The sequence below is a fragment of the Azorhizobium sp. AG788 genome, assembly GCF_004364705.1.
In the GTDB taxonomy this organism is placed as follows: Bacteria; Pseudomonadota; Alphaproteobacteria; order Rhizobiales; family Xanthobacteraceae; genus Azorhizobium; species Azorhizobium caulinodans.
The window spans coordinates 764,794-780,769 of sequence record NZ_SOBM01000001.1 but is presented as its reverse complement, the minus strand read 5'-3'; the positions used below and the strand labels follow the sequence as shown (position 1 = coordinate 780,769).

15 protein-coding genes are annotated in these 15,976 nt (G+C 67.0%); 7 read left to right on the top strand and 8 right to left on the bottom strand.

The genetic code is table 11. The features are described 5' to 3' along the window. Positions 1-28 precede the first annotated feature (28 nt). On the bottom strand, positions 29-754 hold the full coding sequence (locus DFO45_RS03580) for an FkbM family methyltransferase (RefSeq protein WP_133863756.1): 726 nt from the start codon (positions 752-754) through the stop codon (positions 29-31). Beyond that, entirely contained in the window at positions 751-1,980 is a 1,230-nt protein-coding gene (locus DFO45_RS03575) for an FkbM family methyltransferase (protein ID WP_133863755.1), read from the bottom strand. The genes DFO45_RS03580 and DFO45_RS03575 overlap by 4 nt, the downstream gene beginning before the upstream one ends. Positions 1,981-2,280: 300 nt before the next feature. Here DFO45_RS03575 and DFO45_RS03570 point away from each other — a divergent pair, with 300 nt between their 5' ends. From DFO45_RS03570 to DFO45_RS03540, 7 genes are all read left to right on the top strand, one after another. Next, positions 2,281-3,486: a glycosyltransferase gene (locus DFO45_RS03570; protein ID WP_133863754.1), complete on the top strand. Its 1,206-nt coding sequence runs from the start codon at positions 2,281-2,283 to the stop codon at positions 3,484-3,486. Positions 3,487-3,586: 100 nt separating this feature from the next. Then, positions 3,587-4,750 carry a DegT/DnrJ/EryC1/StrS family aminotransferase gene (locus DFO45_RS03565; RefSeq protein ID WP_133863753.1) on the top strand — a complete coding sequence of 388 codons (1,164 nt, stop codon included), beginning with the start codon at positions 3,587-3,589 and terminating at the stop codon, positions 4,748-4,750. Continuing rightward, a complete protein-coding gene (locus DFO45_RS03560; RefSeq protein WP_245517934.1) occupies positions 4,747-5,505 on the top strand; it encodes a CmcI family methyltransferase in 759 nt (252 codons plus the stop codon). The genes DFO45_RS03565 and DFO45_RS03560 overlap by 4 nt, the downstream gene beginning before the upstream one ends. Beyond that, complete coding sequence (locus DFO45_RS03555; protein WP_133863752.1) at positions 5,490-6,047, top strand: GNAT family N-acetyltransferase; 558 nt, start codon at positions 5,490-5,492, stop codon at positions 6,045-6,047. The genes DFO45_RS03560 and DFO45_RS03555 overlap by 16 nt, the downstream gene beginning before the upstream one ends. Continuing rightward, entirely contained in the window at positions 6,044-6,769 is a 726-nt protein-coding gene (locus DFO45_RS03550) for a WbqC family protein (protein ID WP_133863751.1), read from the top strand. The genes DFO45_RS03555 and DFO45_RS03550 overlap by 4 nt, the downstream gene beginning before the upstream one ends. Further along, complete coding sequence (locus DFO45_RS03545; RefSeq protein WP_133863750.1) at positions 6,766-7,623, top strand: phytanoyl-CoA dioxygenase family protein; 858 nt, start codon at positions 6,766-6,768, stop codon at positions 7,621-7,623. The genes DFO45_RS03550 and DFO45_RS03545 overlap by 4 nt, the downstream gene beginning before the upstream one ends. Further along, positions 7,620-8,765 (top strand): class I SAM-dependent methyltransferase, encoded by a 1,146-nt coding sequence (locus tag DFO45_RS03540; RefSeq protein ID WP_133863749.1) that lies wholly within the window; start codon positions 7,620-7,622, stop codon positions 8,763-8,765. Before DFO45_RS03545 ends, DFO45_RS03540 begins: the two co-directional genes overlap by 4 nt. Before the next feature lie 122 nt (positions 8,766-8,887). Here DFO45_RS03540 and DFO45_RS03535 read toward each other — a convergent pair whose 3' ends face one another. The 6 genes from DFO45_RS03535 to DFO45_RS03510 all read right to left on the bottom strand — a co-directional run bounded on the left by DFO45_RS03535 (position 8,888) and on the right by DFO45_RS03510 (position 15,730). Further along, a complete protein-coding gene (locus DFO45_RS03535) occupies positions 8,888-10,198 on the bottom strand; it encodes a glycosyltransferase family 2 protein (protein WP_133863748.1) in 1,311 nt (436 codons plus the stop codon). Further along, positions 10,195-10,725 (bottom strand): dTDP-4-dehydrorhamnose 3,5-epimerase, encoded by a 531-nt coding sequence (gene rfbC / locus DFO45_RS03530; protein ID WP_133863747.1) that lies wholly within the window; start codon positions 10,723-10,725, stop codon positions 10,195-10,197. The genes DFO45_RS03535 and rfbC overlap by 4 nt, the downstream gene beginning before the upstream one ends. After that, complete coding sequence (locus DFO45_RS03525) at positions 10,722-11,954, bottom strand: class I SAM-dependent methyltransferase (RefSeq protein WP_133863746.1); 1,233 nt, start codon at positions 11,952-11,954, stop codon at positions 10,722-10,724. The genes rfbC and DFO45_RS03525 overlap by 4 nt, the downstream gene beginning before the upstream one ends. Then, on the bottom strand, positions 11,951-13,012 hold the full coding sequence (rfbG, locus tag DFO45_RS03520; protein WP_133863745.1) for a CDP-glucose 4,6-dehydratase: 1,062 nt from the start codon (positions 13,010-13,012) through the stop codon (positions 11,951-11,953). The genes DFO45_RS03525 and rfbG overlap by 4 nt, the downstream gene beginning before the upstream one ends. Continuing rightward, positions 13,003-13,776: a glucose-1-phosphate cytidylyltransferase gene (gene rfbF, locus DFO45_RS03515; RefSeq protein WP_012172003.1), complete on the bottom strand. Its 774-nt coding sequence runs from the start codon at positions 13,774-13,776 to the stop codon at positions 13,003-13,005. Before rfbF ends, rfbG begins: the two co-directional genes overlap by 10 nt. A gap of 265 nt (positions 13,777-14,041) precedes the next feature. After that, on the bottom strand, positions 14,042-15,730 hold the full coding sequence (locus DFO45_RS03510) for a methyl-accepting chemotaxis protein (RefSeq protein WP_166657037.1): 1,689 nt from the start codon (positions 15,728-15,730) through the stop codon (positions 14,042-14,044). Positions 15,731-15,976 lie beyond the last annotated feature (246 nt).

Below are 15,976 nucleotides of genomic sequence, written 5' to 3'. Positions count from 1 at the left end.
CTTTGTATCTCCGGACCGCGATAGGCCGTCAGAGCTTGGCGGCGTGGATGTCGAACCACAAATTCTTCGGCGCGATGCGATTGCCCGCGCGGTCGCGCACCGTCGTGGAATAGAGCTTCTCGAACGCCTTGCGATCCAGCCACGTGCCCGGCAGCGCGTCGCCGAAGGGACCGGAGGAGCCTTCCGTGAAGCGGAAGTTCACCTTCGGGTCGCGCACCTGTGTCACCCGGGATTGGTCCACCAGCTTGAAACCGTCATAGCCGGCCTCATCCAGGGCGGCGATGAAATCATAGCCGGAGCGGCAGTCCTCCACGCTCACATAGAGCGGCTTGATGATCTGGCCGCGCAGCTGCTTGAGCACGATCTCGTCGGCACCGCGCACGTCGATCTTCAGGTAACGGGGCGTGCCGAAGCGGTCGAACAGGTCGCCGAGGGTCAGCGACGCCACTTCGACCACATGCGTCGCGGCGTCGTGGTGCTTGGCCCAGACCTCCTCGACGCTGCTGCTGCGGCTGTCCTCTTCATTCACGTGAAATGCCACTGTGCCGGACGTCGCCCATACGGCCGCTTCGACGAGGGTCAGGCGCTTGGCCGCGATCTCCTTCGCAAAGCGCGTGCGCGCGGCTTCCACGAGCGCCGGATTGGCCTCGATCGCCACCACATCGAAGCCCTTGGCAAGGTAATAGGCGGTATCGTCGCCATTGTTCATGCCGAGGTCCATGATGAATCGGCTGGAATCGGCAAACACCGTCATGTGGCAACACGCTCCTTGGGAAGGGCATAAACAATCGCACCCATGCCGCACCAGTCGTGGGTGCGAATGAGGATGGTATAGTCCGGCAGATGCCGCATGAACCATTGCGGCGTGCCGAGAAGACCTGCGGCATCGTGATAGACGGCGGCCGCGACGATGGGCCGGCGCCGGCGCAGCGTTTCCCGCGCGCCATTGAGCGCGGCGAGTTCGGCGCCTTCCAGATGCAGCTTTACGAAGGTCGGATCGAGGCTCAGCGCGTCGAGCGGCGCACAGGCCCGCAGGATCTTGCCCGTCGGCGCGATCTGCGAGGCATGGCCGAGCCCCTCGTGGAAACGCACCGCCTCGGTGCGTGCACCGAGCACCGCATCCAGCACCTGGATGCGGGCCTGAAGCGTCACGTCAAGACCGGAGACATAGGCCTGAAGGACCGACCGGTTGGCGACATCCGGCTCGATGGCCCAGACGGTGGAGACGCTGGCGTTCGTCGCCTGCAGAAGCCGGGCCGTGACCTCGCCGTGATAGGCACCGGCATCGAGAAAACGTTCGTCGCCCTTCAGCACCGAAGTGATCTCGGGAATGAAGAAGCGCGCGTCCGGCTCCACCGGCGCGCCCTCGAAATCCCATTCCTGCCGCGCAAGCCGCCAGGCCGCGAACCGCAGGTAATGGGCGCGCGAGGCATCATCGGCGAAGCCCGCGAGGATTTCATCGGCCGCGGCGAGTTCGACCTCGCTGAGCGGGCTGGCGAACCAGCCGTTGCTCAAGGGGTGCTGGTCCCGGAAGGCCTCGGTTACGTCGTACAGGGGAACGCACTGGCTCCAGCCCTGCCGGTTGAGCTCGGCTTCCAGCGGCACATAAGGCCGGTCGATCACCGCGATGGCGAGCAGCGCCTTCGCCCGCTGAAGCTCCGGCACCGCTTCGGGTCCGCGCACAGGAAGGTCCGCCCAGTCGGGATCGTCGGCATAAGCGGCCGCGTCGCTGTCGATTACGCCCGCGACGGGCTGACCCACGGATTCGAAATAGCGGCGCGCCTCCTTGCCGAGGGGGCCGGCGCCATAGAGCCAGAGAGCACGCGCGCGGGGAAGGATCGGAACGCCGGCCGGCGCGCGGCCGTTGGCGACGCGGAGCAGATCACGCGCCATCGCCGCATCCGGCAGGGCCTCGAAGTGCCGGCCCACAAGGGCGTTGGATACCAGCTTCAGACGGCGGGCGGCGGCACGGCGCGGCATCAGGCTCGCTCCTTCTCATAGGGCTTGCGATCGGACCGAGCCGGGACTGGCGCACGCATCATGATGGGACTTCGACGTTCTTCTTGATGGTGCGCCGCGCAAGCGACGCCCCCCTCTAGGATGGCACCATGGATGGGGAGGCTGTCGCAAGCCTTGTGGCTTCATTTCCGAAAATGCCCCTGCGCATATCCTTTTACCGCCTCAACAGCCTCAGGCAATCCTTCCGCGCTTTGCTTCCGATGCGATGCGGCGGAGGTGGGACGCATGATTGCGGGTGTAGAGACAGGAATGCGAGGCACGATGCCTGGACATCCGGCGGGCAGCGCCCGGATTCTCCATATCGCGCCGCATCTGGAAGGCACCCTCGGCAAGGCCCACGCGACCCTTCTTGAAGCCGCGCGCACCTCGCGCGGTGCCATCCGGCGCACGCTCCACGCCTATGTGCTTCTGGAAACGCCGGCCGACACCAGCCAGATCGACCGCATCACATCGGCGGGCGGGCGGGTCGTCGTGCAACCGGATGCCCGAAAGATGGCCGACCTCGTGGGCGCTGCCGATATCGTCCAGTTGGAATGGACCGGTGCCTCCTCGCTTCCGTCCCTGCTGACGCACACGCCGCTGCCGGCGATGCGGCTCATCCTCTGGGTACACGGCACCGGCGCCGGCCTCGTCCCGCCCGGCCTTCTCGCGCTCGCCGACCGGACCTTTCTCGCCCATGCCTCGACGGGCAAGGCCGTGCCGCTCGCGCCCGCGCTGGAGCCGCCGCCGGAGGCCCTGGGCTTTGCCAACGCCTGCTTTGGCCTTGCGCCCGTCGATCGTCCCGCCTGCCCCACCCGGCCGCTCACCTATGGCTGCTGCGCTCCCCTTGATGCCGCAACGCTCGATCCGCGCTTCTTCGATGTCATCGACGCTGCCAGCACCGGCATCCGCGTCTCCCTCTGGGGGACGCCCGACAAGACCGGCCCGATCGCCGCGCGTGCCGCCGCCATGCGGCACCCCGAACGCATCGTCTTCGAGCGTGAGGCGTTCGATCCGCAGACGGTGCTGAGCAAGCTGGATGTGCTGATCCACCTGCTCGACCCGACGCGCGCCGATCCCTGCGAGGCAACGCTCGTGGAGGCCATGTCGGTGGGCGCTACCCCTTTGGTCTGGCGCCACGGACCGGAGGCCAGCGTCGTACGCGAGGGGCGCAACGCCCTGCTCGCTGAAACCGTCGAAGACGCGGCGGCCCTGCTCGACTGGACGCGCAGCAATCCGCGGCGCGTGGCCAAGCTCGGCGCCAAGGCGATGTATGACATGGCGCAGAGCCATATTCCCGCCAATACGCTGCGAACCTTTGCCCGCGCCTACACCGCGATCGGGCTGATGCCGCCGCGCCGGCACGACTTCCAAGCCGCCCTGACCGCGCGCGACTGGGCCGGCCTCATGCCTGCGATCCCGGCGGTCCATGGCGCGCATATGCCGTTCAGCGCCGCGCAGACGGTGCCGCTTCTGGCAGAGGCCTGAGATTGCCGAAGTATTCGCGGGCAAAGGCCGGGAAGGCAGGCTTGGGGCAAGCCTCCGATCCTAGTCTCCACCCTGCGGATAAGCTCGAGAGCAGACGAACATGATTACTTCGGCGGAGCGCATTCCTGTAGCCGGTCCTTCCATCACGGACCGGGAGGCGGAGCTCGCCGCGGAGGCGGCACGCACCGCCTGGTACGCCAATCATTACGCCTATAACGCGCGCTTCGAGAAGATGATGGCGGATTACGTGGGCGTGGGCCATGCCGTCAGCGTTCCCCATGCCACGTCCGCCCTGCACCTGATCTTCGCGGCTCTCGGCATCGGTCCCGGCGACGAGGTCATCGTGCCGGACGTGACCTGGATCGCCTCCGTCGCTCCCATCGTGCATCTCGGCGCGACGCCTATCCTCGTCGATATCCTCCCCGATACATGGTGCATCGACCCTGCGGCCGTGGAAGCCGCCATCGGTCCGCGCACCAAGGCGATCCTCGGCGTCGATCTCTACGGCTCCATGTGCGACTGGCCGGCCCTTCAGGCCATCGCCGACCGCCACGGCCTGCATCTCGTGGAGGACGCTGCCGAGGCGCTCGGTTCCTCGCTCAACGGGCGCCGCGCCGGCGCCTTCGGACGTGCGGCCGCCTTCAGCTTCCACGGCTCGAAGACGGTGGCCACCGGCGAGGGGGGCATGTTCGTGACCGATGATCCCGAACTCAACGCCCGCGTGCTCTTCCTGCGCGACCATGGCCGCAAGCCGGGGGACCGCTTCTTCCAGAACCACGAGATCGCGTTCAAGTACCGCATGAATGCGGTCACTGCCGCGCTCGGCATCGCCCAGATGGAGCGCATCGATGCGCTCATCGCGCACAAGCGCGCCATCTATGGCTGGTATCACGACCGCCTCGCCGACATGGACGGCCTGACGCTGAACTGCGAGCCCGAGGGCGTGTCCAATTCCTACTGGATGGTGACGGCCGTCCCCTGCGAGGCCTATGGCTTCGACAAATTCGCCCTGATGGCCGAGATGGAGCGCCGGAACATCGACACCCGGCCCTTCTTCTCGCCGCTCTCTAGCCTTCCCGCCTTCGACGCGCATCCCGAAGCCAAGCGCTTCGTGACGCCGAACGACTGCGGGCAGTTCATCGCCCGTGTCGGCATCAACCTGCCGTCGGGCTACAACATGACCGAAGAAAAGGTCGACATCGTCTGTGCCGCCTTCCGCGAAGTGCTCGCCGGTGGCCGGACGCATCGCGTGGCAGCGGAATGACCCAGATGATCAAGGACGACCGTCTCGAATTCGAAGCGCACAAGCGCGACATGTGCCTGGCGCTGGGGCGCGACGAGGCCACCTTCAACAAGATCACCACCGCCCTCCATTCGCTCGACACCTATGATTACTCCTATCTCTGGAGCTTCATGGGCGTGCCGATCATCCAGATGCCGGCGGACGTCATGGCGACGCAGGAAGTGATCTGGGCGACGAAGCCGGACGTCATCATCGAGACCGGCGTGGCGCGGGGCGGCTCGGTCATCTTCATGGCCGCCATGCTGCAGCTCATCGGCAAGGGCAAGGTCGTCGGCGTGGACATCGACATCCGCGCGCACAATCGCGATTCCATCGAGAAGCACCCGATGTCGTCACGCATCGAGCTGATCGAAGGGCCGTCCACCTCGGACGAGACAATGTCCAAGGTCCGGGCCGCGATCCCGGCCGGCGCCTCCGTGATGGTGGTGCTGGACAGCGACCACAGCCGCGACCACGTGCTCGACGAACTGCGCACCTATGGTCCGCTCGTCACCCAGGGGCAGTATCTGGTGGTCGCCGACACGCTGCTCGGCCGCGTGGACGCCTCCCAGACCCCTACCAAGCGCTCGAAGATCTGGCATCCCGGTGACGAGCCGCTGACCGCGCTGAAGGCCTATCTCGCAGAGACGGACCGCTTCGAGGTCGATCCGGTGATCAACGGCAAGCTGGTGCTCTCCAGCTCTCCGGGCGGATACACGCGATGCGTCAAGGCCTGACAGCGGAGACATGGCCAAGCGCCACGACCCGCCGCGCGCATCTGCGCGACGTGCGGGAGGCGGATGTTCCGGCACTCGCCGCCATGCGGCGCGATGACGAGCTACAGGCGCAGCTTCTCACCGTGGCGGACGCCCTCGACGACAACGCCATGGCCGCGTGGATCGAGCGGCGCACCAGCGAGCCCGGCGGCGCCTTCCAGGTGGTGGCCGACGCCCGCTCGGAGACCTTTCTCGGCTTCGTCCAGATCAGCCACGTCCACCGGCGCAATCGGGTAGGACAAGGCGGGCTTGCGCTCGCTTCCCACGCCCGCGGCCAGGGTTTTGGCCACGAGGCCATGGCGCTGCTCCTCGACCATGCGGCGCGGCGGCTCGGCCTCACGAAGCTGATGGCGGAGATCCGGGCCGACAATGCCGCCTCGCTCCGGGTCCATCACGCGGCGGGCTATCGGACCGTGGGCCTGATGACGGCGCACTTCCACGGCCGCGACGGCGTCCATGACGTGGCGCTGCTGGAGCGCCATCTCGGGGACATGGCGTCATGACGGCGGTCGTCATCACCCAGCCCATGCTGTTCCCCTGGCCGGGGTTCTTTGAACAGCTGATGCTGGCCGACGCCTATCTGTATCTCGACGACGCCCAGTTCTCGAAGGGCAGCTTCACCAATCGCATCCAGGTCAAATACGGCGACGACCGGCGGTGGATGACGATCCCCCTCGCCGGAAAAGGCAGCTTCCAGCCCATCGCGGAACTGAAGGCCACTGACGGCGACTGGAAATCCGCCCATCGGGCCCTGCTCGCGCAGTCCCTCGCCGACGCGCCCCATCGCGACGACGCCCTCGGCCTGCTCGATGCCGCTTATGCCCATGACGACCTGTGCGACCTGCTGATCGCCAGCATCGAGGAGCCGGCACGCTATCTCGGCATCGGTTCGGGGCGCGACATCGGCCGCACCACGGCCTGCAAGGTGGAGGGCACCTCCTGGCAGCGCGTCCTTGACCTTGTGCTCGACCAGGGCGGCACGCGCTATCTGACCGGGCACGGCGCCGCGCGCTATCTCGACCATGACGCCTTCGAGGCTGCGGGGGTGGGCGTGGAGTATATGGCGTACAGCCTCACGCCCTGGCCGCAGGGCAAGGGGGCCTTCACCCCCTATGTCAGCATTCTTGATCTCATCGCCCACACAGGGCGGGACGCCATCACCTATCTGCGGCCGGCCACCGTTGCCTGGCGGCCGTTTCTGAAACAGCGGAGGGAAAACCCATGACCGACACATCCATCGTCGGCGCAGAACAGCGCGAACAGTTTGCCAAGCAGGGCTACACCGTCCTGCGCCAGTTCTACGACCCCAAGGCCGACGTTGCTCCCATCCACGAAGGCATCCGGGTCATCCTGGAGCATGTGTGCCGCAAGTATGGTGTCGACGCCCCCACCGGCACGGCGCACGAGGCCATGACCGTCGCCTATCCCGCGCTCATCGCCAAGAACCGCGCCTGGGGCGGCGAGGTCTATGACGCCGTGAAGCAGATCCCGGCCTTCATGCGGCTCGTCACCAACCTGCGCAACGACGACGTGTTCCGCGCCCTGCGCGAGGGCAGCGTGCCGGGCCTTGCGGCCGGCGGCTACGGCATCCGCATCGACAATCCCGGCGAGGAGAAGTTCCGCGCCCACTGGCACCAGGAATTCCCCTCCCAGCTCCGCAGCGTCGACGGCATCGTCTTCTGGACCCCGCTCCTGCCGCTGACGGCGGACATGGGCCCGGTGGAGATCGCCGAGGGCTCGCACGCCGAAGGCATCGTGCCGGTGTATGAGGACGACAAGGGCGTCGGCGCCTCCGGCACCTATGCGCTGCACCTCGACCGCGAGCAGGAGCGCCTCGCCAAGTACAATATCGTCGCCCCGCTCACCACGCCCGGCGACCTTGTGCTCATGGACTTCCTGACCCTGCATCAGGGCGGGCACAACAAGTCGAAGACGCCGCGCTGGACCATCCAGTTCCGCTACTTCAACTTCGCGGATGAGCTGGGCACCCGCATCGGCTGGCGCGGCTCCTTCGCCGCCGGCATCAAGTTTGCCGACGTGCTCCCTGAGCTTCTGGTCAGCCGTGGAGAGGCCGCATGACCTGCTGCCGCGTGTGTGGTGCGCCGCTGGGCGCGCCGGCCTATGAGGCGCAGGCGCCATCCATGACCTCGATCATGACGCTGGTGTCGGTTCCGACGCAGGTGTTCGTGTGCGAGACGTGCAACCACGTGCAGAGCCCGGACCTGCCGGACATCAAGGCCTTCTACGATACCGGCTACCGGATTTCGCTGGCCTCGGAGAACCACGACCAGCTCTTCGCGGTGGCGCCGGACGGAACGCCCATCTATCGGACGGAGCATCAGGCCAACATCGCGCTGCGCCTGCTGAACCTGCCCGAGGGCGCGAGCCTGCTCGACTACGGCGCGGCCAAGGCCACGACCCTCCGGCACATGATGCGCAGCCGACCGGACCTGAAGCCGGCCGTCTTCGACGTCAGCACCGACTACACCGCTGCCTGGGAGGGCTGGGTGCCGGAAGACGCCCAGGCCACCTATGACGTTCCCGCCGAATGGGCCGGCCGCTTCGATGCGGTGATGAGCCACTTCGTGCTGGAGCATGTGGCCGATCCGGTGCCGTTCCTGAAGGTGATCCACGACCTGCTCAAGCCCGATGGACAGGTGCTGATCTCGGTGCCCGATTCCATCGCCAATCCCGGCGACATGATCGTCGCCGACCACCTCAACCACTTCAATGTCCCCTCACTCTCGCGTGCCTTCGCCGAGGCGGGCTTCGCCATGGACGTGTGCGACGCCTCTTCCTTCCCCGGCGCCTTCTTCGCCACCGCCCGCAAGGCGGATGGCGCGGCCAAGGCCAAGGCGGACGCCGGCGTTGCGACCCTCGCCTCCGAGGCCTGCGGCTTCTGGACGGACGCGGCGAAACGGCTCGATGCGGCTGCGGGAGACCTTGCAGGGCGGCGGGCGGCCATCTATGGCGCCGGCTTCTATGGCGCGTGGATCGCAAGCCGCGTGGGCGAGAAGGTCTCGGTCGCGACCTTCCTCGACCAGAATCCGAACCTGAAGGGCTCCTCCATGTTCGACCGGCCGGTCGTGCCGCCGGCGGATCTGCCGGACGAGGTGGATGTGGTCTTCGTCGGCCTCAATCCGAAGAAGGCCCGCGCCATCGTCGCGCAGGTGCCGGTGCTCCAGCGCGACGGCCTCGAGCTGGTTTGGCTCGACGCCTGAGCGGCGCCGACACAGAACGAAAAAGGGGCCGGCGCTGATGGCGCCGGCCCCTTTTGTTTGGTCTTTGACCATAGCCATCTTGCCAGCCGGCGAGCGGGCCCGGATGACGGGCCCGGCCTGTCTCAGAGCAGAACGCTGCCACGCACCTCGCGCTCGGTGACGATGAGACCGGGCGAATAGCCCTGATCGAGGAAGGTCTGGCGCAGGCTGTCGTCCGCAAGGAAGACCAGCGAGTTGCGCAGGTGCTTCTCGGTGGGCTTCTCCGGCGGCGGCACGACGAAGATGCGCCGCTCGAGGCCGGCATCGCGGAACAGCGCGCCAAGCGCCTGACCGTCCTCGACACCCGCGACCACCACACGGTCGATCTCGGCAATGCCGTTGGCGAGGCGCGCGAGCGTCTGCGCATTGGCGAGCAGCGCCAGGTTTTCCGGGATCTCCAGATGCTCCATGCCCGCCGGATCGAGATACTGCAGGCGCACCACAATCTCATAGGCACGGCAGTAATCCTGCCGGGCGAGCCACAGACGCAGCGCCACCTTGAGGCGGATCGACACGAAGTGGTCGGCGAGGTCACGCACCGTCGACTTGAAGTCTGCGCCAGCCACGAGGTTGCTGCGACGCAGGAAGCTGAAGATGAGATATTCGAGACCGCCGCGATAGCTGTCCCATTCTGTCATGGCGCCGTCGATGCCCGCCTGTCCGCGGTTGGTCACCACGGGCGTCAGCGTCACGGAGCGATAGAAGGGCACGTTGCGGAACGCCACAGGCCCCTCGGCCACGACGCCGGCCAGATAGGAAAAGGCCCAATAGCAGAAGCGCGGCGCGGAGACGATGCTGCGGGCCGCATCGGCCCGGTAGATCACCGTCTCGGGGAAGATGTGGTCCCGCACCAGCGCGCCGAACAGCTCCAGCTCCTGGCCGGGGGAGAAGATCATCAGATCCTCGGCCTGGTCGTAGAAATAGCCACCCGAAACCTTGTGCAGGTCGTCATAGACCTCCCAAGGCGTGTAGCAGGCGCGCAGCTCCGGATTGGCCATCATGAAGCGCACATTGTCCGCCAGCGCCTCGGGAATGATGAGGTCGTCGTCCGCCACATAGACGAGATACTTGCCGCGGGCCCGGTGATAGACACTGAGGATGTTGGCGGACGGCTTGTTCTCGTCCTGCCGGAAATAGCGGATCGGCATGCCCTCGGCCCGGAAGCGCTCGACAACCTCGGGCGTGTTGTCCGGGGAGCAGTTGTCCGACACCACGATCTCATAGGTGAAATCGAAGGTGGCGCACGCCTCGCGCAGATGCGGGAAGAGATATTCGAGGAAGTGGGCGCGGTTGTAGGTGGGCACGCAGATGCTGAGCGTGACCTCCGCCGGCACTTCCGCGATAGCGGCCGGCGCGCTGGCATCCAGCGCCGCAGGATCGATGGGAGCGTTCATGGCGTGTAGTCCTCTGCAGCGGCATCGCGTGCCGAAATGACACTGGGCTCAAAAGGCCAGTCCACGCCAAAGGCCGGATCATTCCAGCGATAGGTGCGGGCCAGCGCGGGGACATAGGTTTCCGACATGAGATAAAAGACCTCGCTGTCGTCCTCGAGGGTCAGGAAGCCGTGGGCACAGCCCGCGGGAATGTAGAGCGCATTGCGCCGGTTGGCATCGAGCTCCACCGCCGTCCAATCGCGGTAGGCGGGCGAAGCCGGACGCAGGTCCACGGCCACGTCGAAGACCCGCCCTCGCGTCGCCCGCACGAGCTTGGCCTCGGGGCTCGGCTCGGCCTGGAGATGCAGGCCCCGCAGCGTGCCCCGGCGTGGATTGTAGGATGTGTTCTGATGCGGGTAGCGATCCGCCAGCCCATGGCCCGCGAAGGTCTCGGCGCAGAAGGTGCGGGCGAACAGGCCACGCTCGTCGGTGAGCGGGGTGACCTCCACCTCCATGACGCCGGGGATCTTCGTCGGGCTGATCTTCATGGCAGCACCGTCAGCCTCGGCACGGCAATCACGAAACGCCCACCCCAGTCGCGGACGTGGGCATGGCTCGCCACCACCTCGTCCTTGATGTTCCAAGGCAGGATGAGGACGTAATCCGGCTTCGTCTCGGCGAGCTTCTCCGGAGCATGCACCGGAAGGTGGCTGCCCGGCAGCAGATGCCCCTGCTTGTGGGGATTGCGGTCCACCACATAATCGATGAGGTCGGTGCCGACGCCGGAGAAATTGAGCAGCGTGTTGCCCTTGGCCGCCGCGCCATAGGCCGCGACCCGCTTGCCCTCGGCCTTCGCCTGCCGCAGGAAGGCCAGCAGCCCCTCGCGGATGGGCGTCACCCGGCGCTGGAAATCCGCATAGATCTCGTCCCGGTCAAGACCGGCTGCCGCCTCATCCGCGCGCACCTTGGCGACACCGGGCTGTTCGACGTGGCTCGCCCCCTTGAGGCAGGCGAACACCCTGAGGCTGCCGCCGTGGGTCGGCCATTCCTCCACGTCGAACACCCGAAGGCCATGGGCGGCCATGACCTTCTCCACCGCGAGCAGCGAGAGATAATAGAAATGCTCGTGATAGACGGTGTCGAACTGCACGTCTTCGATGAGGCGCAGCAGATGGGGGAACTCGATGCTGATTACGCCCTCGGGCTTCAGCACGCGGGCAAAGCCCTCGACGAAATCGTTGATGTCCGGCACATGGGCAAGGACGTTGTTGGCGACCACAAGGTCGGCGCCGCCTTCCCGCGCCTTGACGTCATCGCCCGTGGCGGCACCGAAGAACACCGCTTCCGTGCGCACGCCGACGGCGCGGGCCGCCTCCGCCACATTGGCGGCGGGCTCGATGCCAAGGACCGGTACGCCGGCTTCCACGAAATGGCGCAGCAGATAGCCATCGTTGCTCGCCACCTCGACAACGAGGGATTGGGCGCCGATCCCGAAGCGGTCCATGGCCATGTGGGCGAAACGCCGGGCATGGGCCACCCAGCTGTCGCTGAAGGAGGAGAAGTAAGCGTAATGGCTGAAGATGTCCTCGGCCGGCACGAAGGCATCGGCCTGCACCAGCCGGCATTCGCCGCACACACTGGCGCGCAGGGGATAGCTCGGCTCCGGCGCGTCGGCGCGATCAAGCGGCACATAGGAATTGGCCAGCGGCGTCGAGCCCAGATCCACGAAGGACAGGCTGAGGGGCGTGTTGCAGAAGCGGCAGTGTCCGGCCTTCACGATTGAAGTTCCTCGTAAGCTGCAATCTGGGCCAAGGTGAAGGCGCGCATGTCGGCCCCCTCGCGATGGGCGCGATACCAGTCCGCGGTCCAGGCGATGGTGTCGGCCATGGGCAGGCGGGGACGCCAGCCGAGCGTCGCGGCCGCAAGGTCGGAGGCGAGCAGCAGGGCGCTGGCCTCCGGCGGATGGGTGCCACCAGCGGGCAGCCAGGGCGTCTCCACGCCGAAGGCGGTGCCAAGGCCGTCGGCCACCTGCGCCACGGAGGCGAAGCTTGCCGGATCCGGGCCGAAATTCAGCGCCACAGGCGCGTCGGCCGGCCGCGTCACCAGCGCCTCGGCGAGAGCCAGATAACCGGACACGGGCTCAAGCACATGCTGCCATGGGCGCACGCTGTCAGGATAGCGCAGGCGCACGGGCTCGCCCTTGCCGAGCGCCCGCACGAAATCCGGCACCAGACGGTCCGCGGACCAGTCGCCGCCACCGATCACATTGCCGGCGCGCGCGGTCGCGATGCGGGGGCCGTGGATGCTGAAGAAGCTGTCGCGATAGCTCTGCGTCACGAGTTCGGCGCAGGCCTTGGAGTTGCTGTAGGGGTCCTTGCCGCCCAGCATGTCGCCCTCGCTGAAGGGGCGGCCAGCATTGTCATTGGCATAGACCTTGTCGGTGGTCACGACCACCACCGCCTCGACGCCCGGCACGCCGCGCACCGCATCGAGCAGATTCACCGTGCCCATGATGTTGGTGGCGAACGTCTCCACCACCTCGGCATAGGAGCGGCGCACCAGTGCCTGTGCCGCCAGATGCAGCACGATCTGGGGTTCGGCTTCGGCTACTGCGGAGGCCAGCGCGGCGCGGTCGCGGATGTCGATGGTTGCGTGCGTCTGGCCCGGCCACGGGCTCAGAACGTCATAGAGGGCAGGCGCGGTGTCCGGCGGCAGCGCGAGCGCGCTCACCTGCGCGCCGAGACGTTCCAGCCACAGGCAGAGCCACGCCCCCTTGAAGCCGGTATGTCCGGTCACGAGGACACGGCGACCGGCCCAGAACCCACTCACGCCCACACCTTCCAGGGCGCGCGGCCGGAGTTCCAGAGCTCGTCGAGCTGGGTGCGCTCGCGCAGCGTGTCCATGGGACGCCAGAAGCCGTCGTGCGGGAAGGCCGCGAGCTGCCCCTCCGCCACCAGCGACTCCAGCGGCTCCGCCTCCCAGACCGTGTCGTCATTGTCGATCAGGTCGAGAACGTCGTGCTCCAGCACGAAGAAGCCGCCATTGATGCGCTGGTTGCCCGCGGTCGGCTTCTCCACGAAGGAGGAGACCTTGTTGCCCTCGATATTGGCGCTGCCGAAGCGGCCGGGAGGCGCCACGGCGCACATGGTGGCCTTAAGCCCATGGGCCTTGTGGAAGGCCACTTCCTGCGCGACGTCCACGTCGGCGACGCCGTCGCCATAGGTCATCAGGAAGGGTTCGCCGGGGGTGAGATAGGGGCGCACGCGCTTCAGGCGGCCACCGGTCATGGTATCGAGCCCGGTGTCGACGATGCTCACCCGCCAGTTCGGCTTGTCCGACTGGTGGTAGTGGACGAGATTGCGACCCAGATCCACCGTCACGTCGGAATGGTGGAGCACGAGGTTCGCGAAATATTCCTTGATCTGGTAGCCCTTGTAGCCGGCGCAGACGATGAACTCGTTGAAGCCGTGATGAGCGTAGATGCTCATGATGTGCCAGATGATCGGCTTGTCACCGATCTCCACCAGCGGCTTCGGCCGGACGCTGGTCTCCTCGGAGAGACGCGAGCCGCGCCCGCCGGCCAGAATAACGACTTTCATCACATCCCCCCGTGACGTCCCGCATCCCCGATAGTGGCCGCGAAGGCCACGCGCATGGTTCAGTCGGCAGTCGACCATGGATCGTTGGCGCCACTTAAAGCCCCATGGCTTGTGCGAGGCTGGAGGTAGTTTCGGCGTCTCCAGATGCCCTTCAAACGCCGGAAAACGCCGGCGGGCCCTGGCCCGTGACAGGGCGCCCAGAAATGCGAAAGGCCGCCGGGGGACCGGCGGCCTTGTGCTGATGAAAAGGGCAACGGCCGAGGGGTCAGGCTGCCGCGAGGTCCTGGACGAAGGTCTCCACCACCTCCCGCAGTTCGGAGGCCTGACTGGACAGGTCCTGAGAGAGCGCGAGAAGCTGGTCGGAGGCCGCCCCCGTCATCTGCGCCGCCTGCCCCACGCCGCCGATATTGTCGGTGACCTGCTGGGTGCCGGTTGCGGCCTGCTGGCAGTTCTGCGCGATCTCCCCGGTGGCCGCGCCCTGCTCTTCCACCGCACCGGCGATGGAGGAGGAGATCTGCTTGATGTCGGTCACCACCCGCTGGATCTGCGACATGGAGGAGACCGTGCCCTCGGTGGCGGTCTGGATCTCCGTCACCTTGCCGGAAATGTCGGCGGTCGCCCGTGCCGTCTGGGCCGCGAGCTGCTTCACCTCGGAAGCCACGACCGCGAAGCCCCGTCCCGCGTCTCCGGCACGTGCCGCCTCGATGGTGGCGTTGAGCGCGAGCAGATTGGTCTGGTCGGCGATGCCGCGAATGAGACCGATGACGTCACCGATATCGGCCGCGGCGGTGGACAGAGCACCGATGCGGGTGCTGGAGGCTTCGACCTCGCGGAAGGCCTGCTCGGCCACGTCCGCAGAGTGGCTCACCTGACCGGTGATCTCACGCACCGAGGTGGCGAGTTCCTCGGAGGAGGCCGCAACCGTCTGCACGTTGGCGGAGGCCTGCTCGGCGGCAGCAGCGACCGCATTCGCCTGCTGGGCGGTCTGCTCCGCCGTTGCCGAGAGGCTGCGCGCCGCATCGGCCACCTCGCCCGCCGAGCTGGCAAAGCCGGAAGCAAGCTGAGTCATGCGATCGATGAAGGAGGTGGCGAGCCGCTCGCGCTTGGCAAGCTGGTCCCGCTCGTCGGCCTCGCGGCGTGCCTGCGCCACGCGCATGTCCTCCGCATCTGCGAGATGCCCGCGCAGCACGTCGAGGGTCCGCGCCATGGCCCCCACCTCGTCCTTGCGCTCGGTGCCCGTGACGTCCTCGTGCAGGCGTCCCTCGCCGAGCGCGTCCATGGAGAACATCAGGCGGCGGAGCGGCTTGACGATGGCGTCGCGCACCAGCCAGTAGGCAACGAACATCACCAGCAGCGTCGCTCCGGCGATGACCGCGAAGGTGACGGTGATGGAGGAGACGGTGGTGTCGCTGATGCCCTGGCGCTGGTCCTGCACGGCGACGCGCAGGCCCTCGTTGAACTTCAGCGCCTCGGCGATGGAGGCGTCGATGGCGGGGGCGCAGGAAGAAGCCATCAGCCGGCGCGCATCCGCCCCGCTGTCGGCACCGCCCGCGGCCTTGACCACGCCGCCGCAGGCATCGACGAAGGCCGCGTGGGTCAGATCGCGCAGCCGCTGGATGCCGGCAGCCTGCGAGGGCATCGCCTGCGCCGCTTCCGACATCAACTGGCGATATTGCGCGATGGCATCTTCCCGCCGTCCGGCAGCGGCCCGCATCTCGGCCTCGGAGGTGGCGAGCAACGCGCTCTGGAGCTCGGCGCGAACAACCACCGAGAAGCGGGCGGCGCGGGCAATCTTCAGCACCGCCACCTGCGCGCCATCCACGAGACCCGTATAGGCATCGTCGATCCGCGACATCTGCCAGGCCGCATAGCCGGCACCCGCGAGGCTCGTAATACCGAGTGCCAGAAGAAGGACAAGGACCTTCAAAATGATCGGAAAATTGGCGTAACGCATCATGGACTCCAGCACTGCGCGTCCGGGCGGGCCAAGCAAAGGCGGCCGGCGGTCCGGTCAGGGAACTGTCAAGGCGGGCGCGTCATGTCGCGCACGTTCCCGGCCCGGCGGGTCATGATGACTACCGGCGCGAAGCCCTTGGGAAGCGACCGCGTGGCGACATTGTGCCGATCGTGTGGCGAAAGCCTTGATTCAGATCATGCACGCAGGGCCTGTGCCCATCCGGCATATGTATCGTCGGGTGGC